The organism is Neochlamydia sp. TUME1, assembly GCF_000813645.1.
Lineage (GTDB): Bacteria > Chlamydiota > Chlamydiia > Chlamydiales > Parachlamydiaceae > Neochlamydia.
Map to the genome: position 1 here is coordinate 1 of NZ_JRXI01000029.1, position 6954 is coordinate 6954.

The 6954-nt window shown below is 36.4% G+C and carries 6 protein-coding genes; 3 read left to right on the plus strand and 3 right to left on the minus strand.

The features are described from left to right. Positions 1-309 precede the first annotated feature (309 nt). Positions 310-795: a DUF6314 family protein gene (locus DB41_RS01260; protein ID WP_039383486.1), complete on the minus strand. Its 486-nt coding sequence runs from the start codon at positions 793-795 to the stop codon at positions 310-312. Positions 796-1321: 526 nt separating this feature from the next. On the opposite strand from DB41_RS01260, the gene DB41_RS01265 reads away from it, so the two are divergent. Both DB41_RS01265 and DB41_RS01270 read left to right on the plus strand, forming a co-directional pair. Continuing rightward, positions 1322-1765, plus strand: a complete 444-nt coding sequence (locus DB41_RS01265; RefSeq protein ID WP_052243773.1) for a hypothetical protein — start codon at positions 1322-1324, stop codon at positions 1763-1765. Positions 1766-1865: 100 nt separating this feature from the next. After that, the gene (locus tag DB41_RS01270) at positions 1866-3893 is read left to right on the plus strand and encodes a thioredoxin domain-containing protein (protein WP_039383487.1); all 2028 of its coding nucleotides are present in this window, start codon (positions 1866-1868) and stop codon (positions 3891-3893) included. A 442-nt stretch (positions 3894-4335) separates the two neighbouring features. Here the strand turns inward: DB41_RS01270 and DB41_RS01275 are convergent, their stop codons facing one another. Next, positions 4336-4881, minus strand: coding sequence for a hypothetical protein (locus tag DB41_RS01275; RefSeq protein ID WP_039383489.1), 546 nt, complete (start codon positions 4879-4881; stop codon positions 4336-4338). Positions 4882-5123: 242 nt separating this feature from the next. Beyond that, a complete protein-coding gene (locus DB41_RS01280) occupies positions 5124-5522 on the minus strand; it encodes a hypothetical protein (RefSeq protein WP_039383490.1) in 399 nt (132 codons plus the stop codon). Positions 5523-6281: 759 nt separating this feature from the next. On the opposite strand from DB41_RS01280, the gene DB41_RS01285 reads away from it, so the two are divergent. After that, positions 6282-6926, plus strand: a complete 645-nt coding sequence (locus tag DB41_RS01285) for a hypothetical protein (RefSeq protein ID WP_039383492.1) — start codon at positions 6282-6284, stop codon at positions 6924-6926. Positions 6927-6954 lie beyond the last annotated feature (28 nt).

The window sequence follows — 6954 nt, forward strand, 5'->3', positions numbered from 1 at the left end:
ATCAAACGTACTCCTGAAGGCATAAAAAAGTTAATCCTTAATTTAAATCCTAATATGAGACATATTTTACAGGTTTTAGGGCCTCCTTTTCAGAAACTATATACTCATGGAAATTAACTTGCGGAATGTGGATCATAAAGAAAAGAAAAGGCAAAAAATCTTTTTTATCTAGATGATTACAGCTGCTAGGAAAGATAAGTCATTTTTCTCTCTGTCCTAACAAAGGCCCTTTTTCTTTGAGGGTTTTTAATCTAAGAAAAACGCATGTTAGAAAAAAGCTTATTACTTGTTTCTTATTTAAATAAGCGATTAGAAATAGGAATAATCGATTTGCTCGTTTTTGTACGGTCCCTTTATTCTCCAGGTTAACTGGAAGCTAAAGGGTTCAAAATAGACCTTACCAGAATAAATATCTTGTTTACAAAAGTAGGAATTTAAAGAAGATAAAAGGTGTGGATTAGAAGGAACTAAATGAAGGAGGAAGATTGGCCGGTTTGCTCCTTGTCGCAAATGTTCTAAAGAGATTTTGCAAGCTTTAAGGTCTAATCCCCATTGAAATACATTGTAAAAATTAAACTGCATTCCTTGCTGATTATGCCACGTTCCCTTTTCATCAAAGATTAGTAGGGTATGACTTTTCTTTGTTACTTTCACTTCTCCTCGTCCTTGCCCATTCCATCCTTTTTCATCGTTCGAGTATGTTCGAGAAATAAATGTGAGCTTTGTAATGTTCTTTAGGCTTTCCCAAAATGCCAAAAGTATCTGATGTTTCTGCACTTGAGGTATAAATGCCATTAAAAAGATCTTTTTACTCCTTTTGCTTTTCTTTGCTTTTCCTGTCCACAAACAGATTTGTGATAAAAGCGTCAACTAGTTTATCTAAAAAAGCAAGGATAGATATTTCAAAATCTTAGGAAAGCTTAAAGTGTGACATATATACCGTTTCCTTAGCAAGCAATCCTCTTATAGGAATTTTTTGTTAACCCTTAGGATCCTTTAAGAAATGGATAAACTAAAAAGCTTAAGATTTCTATTAAAGCCTTAAATTTGGGTGGATGCAAGATAAACTGTGCGGCCACATCCTAATAATCTTTTATTTTCTCTTGCTAAGAGACAGCAGGGCTCTTCTCTTAGATATTTTATTTATTTAGCTTATAGGAGCTTTTTCAAAGAAGCCTCTAAAGGTGTTTTCTTTTGTTACAGGTAGATAGAGAGATTCTCAAGCTTATAAATAACTAGATTATATAAGCTCACATCTTTTAACCTTTTAGCTAAGCTATTAGCTACTTTTTGGTTGTTTAAAGCAATATGAGAGGTAAAAATGCAAATTTCTCCCGATTCCCCCTCCACTCCTCAATCAAAGAAAGAGCAAATTATTGCTCTATTTCTAAAGGGGGTTACTGAGGTTGATGAGATTGCCCGTTTAACAGGAGCTAGGCCGACCTATATAGGTTCTTTGTTACAAAAAGAAGGGTTAATTAAAGGATATTTTGACTTATATACTTCTAGCCAGTTCTTCATGAATGCTTATTCAAAGAACTTTGCCAATCGGCTAGGCTTTAAAGATTCCCTATCTGTTCAAAAAAGCCTTAGAGTGCTTACTCGCAATTATAATAAGTTCAAAAAAAGTGGGGATCGCGCTGGACAGCATCATACCTTAATCATGGCACTCACCATGTTTAATCGTGCAAGATGGATGGGGAAAAATCAAGAAGCAAAAGCTTTTAGTCAATGGCTTATCGAGCATTTAAGCCTGGAGAAATAGCTTTGCCTACAGACTTTCTTCCAAATTTTAAGGTTCTCTTTTTTGTACGTAGATTTAAAGTTATTCATAAGGAGTTTCAACTATCTACTAGGAGGTGAAAATGTCCAAAACGCTCAATCATCTCGCTTCTTCTTTAAGCCCCTATCTTCTTCAGCATCAATACAACCCTGTCGATTGGTATCCCTGGGGCAAAGAGGCTTTAGAAAAAGCCTACCATGAAGGCAAACCGATCTTCTTATCCATTGGCTATTCGGCCTGCCATTGGTGCCATGTAATGGAAAAAGAATCATTTGAAGATAAAGAGATTGCAGAACTATTAAATAAGCATTTTATCAACATTAAAGTAGATCGAGAAGAGCGGCCGGATCTAGATCGTCTTTATATGTCTTGTGTGCAAGCAATGACAGGACATGGGGGGTGGCCTATGTCTATTTTCATGACGCCTGATTTAAAACCCTTTTTAGCAGGCACCTACTTTCCTCCTACTTCCCGCTATGGGATGCCAGGCTTTCGCTCCTTGCTACAGGAAATCATCCAGCAATGGAAACACAATCGCACTAAACTTGCTGCTTCCTCGGAAAAAGTTTTTCAATATTTATGGGAAGAAGAGAGCCAACATCAACAATTTCATGGTTCTCTTTCAGAGAAACTTCTCGAACCGCTTGTAGAAGACTGCCAAAAGGATTACGATTCTGAATGGGGTGGTTTTGGAAAAGCTCCTAAGTTTCCTCAGACTGGAGTGCTTTTTGCCCTCCTGCATCAATATCATCACCACGAGCAGCCAGAAAATTTAAAAATGATAACCCATACTCTTGAGCAAATGGCACGAGGGGGCATTTACGATCAGCTAGGAGGGGGCTTTCATCGCTATTCTGTCGATGAGAAGTGGTTAATTCCTCACTTTGAGAAGATGCTTTATGATAACGCTCTTTTAAGCCGCTTATATTTGGAAGCCTATCAGCTTACTAGGCAAAAAAGCTTTCTTGATGTTGCTTTGCATACTTTGCAATATTTATTAAGGGATATGCGCGATCCTTTAGGGGGCTTTTATTCCGCTGAGGATGCAGATTCAGAAGGGGAGGAAGGAAAATTTTATCTCTGGTCACTTGCTGAAATAGAGGAGAGCTTACAAGATCCTCAACTCTTTTGCCATGTGTACGGGATAACAAAGGAAGGAAATTTTGAAGGAAGAAATGTTTTACATCTTCTTACGCCTTTAGGAGCTCTTTCATTGCAAGAACAAGAAAAATTGGCTTTAGATCATCAAATACTTTTGGAAAAGCGCAATAAACGTATCAGGCCTGGCTTAGATGATAAGATTCTGGTTGACTGGAATGCTTTGTTGATTTCTAGCCTAGCTAAAGCCTACCAAATCACAGGAGAATCCTTATACTTGGAGGCCGCTCAACAAGCAGCACAATTTATTGAAAATAATATGATTCAGGAAGGTCGATTGTATCATTTATGGCGAAGAACTTTAGGATCTACGCCAGGCTTTTTGGAAGATTATGCTAACTATATTTTAGCCCTTTTAGATCTTTATGAATGTGATTTCAATATAAATTGGCTGGAAAGGGCTCAAAACATGATGGAAAAAATGAAAGTGCTTTTCTGGGACCCTAAAGATAAAGCTTTTTTTGCATCCTCCCTAGAACATGGCTCGCTTTTGGTTCGTAAAAAAGTCTTTAATGATGATGCTACTCCTGCTGGCAATGCTCATGCAGCCCTAGCGCTTCTTCGATTAGGTAGCTATTATGAACGTGTGGAATATAATCAGATGGCTGAGCAAATTCTTTCTTTGCATGCGACGGCAATGCAGCAAGCTCCTAGATGGTATGGAACCATGCTATGTGCGGCTGATTGCTATCTTTCTTCAATGCAGCAAATTGTCTTGCTAGGAGATGTACAAGATAGAAAAATTCGAGACTTACTTGCTGTAATTTATAGTGAATACCTTCCCCACAAAGTTGTGGCTTTGGTTGATAAAAGCTCTCAAGAGTTGCCTATAAACAAAGGTAAGGAAGGCGACCCAGGGGCTGGCTTTGTCTGCTATCAACAACGCTGTTTTCCTCCAATTTCTGATCCGGTTAAGCTGCGTTGCTTATTAAAGGAAGGATCCGTATTGTGAAAAGCTAAGTTAAAACTTCTTAGCCTGTAAGCTATATTACTGTGTTGGCAAGACTTTTAAATAGGTTGCTAATACGAAAAAATTTTCCTTAAATCTACATACGAGGAAAGCTTGAGAGAATGGCTAAAGCAGGTTAGCTCCAATTTAGGCAAATAAGATGGCCAGTTGAACGAGCCATATCTTGGCTGCAAAGGAAATTCTGGCGCATCTTATAAGCTTTTTGAGCAGCTCTTTGTGTAATCATATACTTAATAAAAAGTTTGTTTGTATGGAAAGGATCAGCATGAAAAAAGATTGATTTCCTTTTTTGTTTATACGGGCAGAGTTTCTTTAAAAGGCATTAGCTAGATAAGAAAGAAAAGTAAAATATGGGTAAACACTTTCTACTTTTAGCTTAATAGCATTTGGGATAAATCAATTAGCAAGATAGGTTCATAGAGTTTTAGCGTATGTGAGGCATAACTTTTCTTTCAAAAAAAGCCATTGCTTGATCCTCTGGCACGCGTAATTCATCAGTAAGGCCCCTTTCTTTTTTCCACTTATTCATAAACAATCTAGGATTAGTTTGAAATTCTTTTGTTTCTAATTTGTTATGGATGTACTTCAATAATTTGTCCGGATCTCCATAGGCATTATGACGCTGCTGGGCAAAAATTTTAGCTTCATTGATAAAGGGTTGAATATTTACACGACAATTTTTCGATGGGGAAAATGGCGGGATAGGTTTAGGAAAATGTACTGAAAAAAAAGTTTTTGCTGTCCGATTGCTGGGCTGCTGATCTTGCTTGGATAAGCTTGGATTTTTACTGATACGTCCATAAAGAGAGGCAACAGCATAGACAGCTGCAAAACTTATAGGGATGACTAGAATAAAATAGGAAAATATTTTTAGCAGAGCTAAAGCATTTAGTTGCGCACAATTTTTTTGATAATTCAAGATTTCATGAAAGCTTTTAAAATAGTTTCTTGCCAGCGCTTGTAATTCCATGCTGTTTTTCCTTCGCTTTATAGCTTTTATCTTTCTAAGGGTAAAAAGAATTTGATTAAATTCCAATCGTTATTATAAATTTCTTTGTTTTTTTTAGCTTTTTAAAAAGTTGTGTATAATAAATATAATAAAATTTAAATTACTATTACAATTCTTAATTTTTTTAGATAACTGCTTCTTCTCTTTTACCTCTGTAGGTGAAAGTGAATCAGGATCCCAGCTTTAAGTTTCTTCTAATACTTTCAATTAAACATGGAGAGGGGGCATTTAAAATAATTAGGGTAGCGTTCATATTTAAAGCGGGGATTAAATTGCTCACAGGAGGTCAATTGATAGATAAGAAGTGCGAAGCTACCATAAGCTGTCCCCGCTAGCACCGTCTCGCCATACCCGCGAATGATATTTAAGATACCATGGAAGAACTGGTGGATCCCGCAGTTGGTCATATGCTTCCACTTTCTTTTATTCTTTTCATCAAAAACCATTCCTATATAACCTGCTCCTGCAAGAATAGCTCCTGCCGTTGCCTGCACGTTACCTGCTATAAAACGTACAATTCCACTATATATACCTATGACAGGAAGGCTCCCTAAAATATTAAATTGTTTCTCTATTTTATTTAAAGTTTGAAGGTAATCCATTTTCTACTTTTGTATAGCAAATATTAATAAAAGATAAATGTTAATATAAGAATGTTAATTTTATATAAAGAAAGATTTTCTAATAATTAGACTGTGAACTTAACAGCGTGAGAGGAAGTGTGCGGAGATATTAACCGCAATTTTAGCTTCCAGGTTGTTAGATAAATTTTTAGGTATTGATTAAGGGGCGACGGTAACGCTTAAGAGAAATTTGCCATAGCAAAATGCTTTTTAATAAGCAGAAGGGGGTTATTTTTGTAGCCTTTAATCTAGCAAAAACTAACTTTTTCTCATTTAACCAGAACTTTCTGATCCTATGCGTGCTTTTTAAGGCAAACAGAGGCTGGGCAAATCTGCTATTCTAATCTATTTAAAGCGCTGGGCCCTTAAAAAATTTTATCCATCTTTTTTGCTTGGTAAGAAAAGACGAGGCGGAAAAGATAATAAGTCCCTTTTCTTAGAGGAATAGAAAGAATAGTTTTTGCGTTTTATATTTATAGGCGATGAGATAAAAGCTTTATAGCAATGAATCCTAAGAAGTCAATTACAAAGATTAAGGCAAATACTGCTAGGAAGATAAGGAAATCTGCTAAAGTTTTTATAAAATACAAAAGTCTTCTTTCAGCTTTCAAAATAAAAATTGTTAAATAAAGAGGAAAAAGAGTAAGTTCCTGGCAGAGAGTTAAGATAAATCTTTGAAAAACCAGCCCTCTAATAATAATGATAGGATAACTTGCTATAAAACTTTAAGGAATTTATATGATGCCGCCAACTTCTACTTCTAGCCCCAACGTAAACCTCTGCGTAATAGGCTCGGATAATGTAAAAGATGCGATATCAGGAAAATTGATGACTCATGCTGTTGCTTTGTTTCCTTGTGGTCACACCTTTAATGAAGATACGGTGATCCAACGTTTAGCAGGCGATAAACTTTGTCCTGTAGATGGAAAGCTTATTGAAAGGCATGCACCTAACCACACGGTGAGGCAAATTGCCGCAACAGCGGAGCTCCGTCCGTTAGAATCTTCTAGAGAGGTTTATATTGAGCGCTTAATCAACCTTCTGAGAGAACTTCAAATTCAAGAAAATCCGACTTTAAAGAAAATGGTTGAGCTTGGAGACAAAATTCACGCTCTTTCTCCTCTTTCTATTCCCTCTCTTTACCGCGCGATAGCTCATGTTCATTTTCCTGATAGGGATGGAGATGTGGCAGAACAGGTTCATAGCTTGGATCAAATTTATCGGATTGAATCCAATCTTTCTGTTGAAGAAAAAGTGTCTTGCATTTTTCAAAGGCTTTTTAATTTAGCGGATTCTTATTCTCCACTGGAAGGGACATCCAAGAATAGCAAGGATTTTACTCTTTCTAATTATTCCTCCTATCTACTAAATATAGTGGTTTAAATTTTAAATTTCTAGTCATTAAAATATA

Coding starts and splice junctions, on each gene's coding strand:
- DB41_RS01260 (WP_039383486.1), bottom strand. CDS start 795: ATGGCATTTATACCTCAAGTGCAGAAACATCAGATACTTTTGGCATTT.
- DB41_RS01265 (WP_052243773.1), top strand. CDS start 1,322: ATGCAAATTTCTCCCGATTCCCCCTCCACTCCTCAATCAAAGAAAGAG.
- DB41_RS01270 (WP_039383487.1), top strand. CDS start 1,866: ATGTCCAAAACGCTCAATCATCTCGCTTCTTCTTTAAGCCCCTATCTT.
- DB41_RS01275 (WP_039383489.1), bottom strand. CDS start 4,881: ATGGAATTACAAGCGCTGGCAAGAAACTATTTTAAAAGCTTTCATGAA.
- DB41_RS01280 (WP_039383490.1), bottom strand. CDS start 5,522: ATGGATTACCTTCAAACTTTAAATAAAATAGAGAAACAATTTAATATT.
- DB41_RS01285 (WP_039383492.1), top strand. CDS start 6,282: ATGATGCCGCCAACTTCTACTTCTAGCCCCAACGTAAACCTCTGCGTA.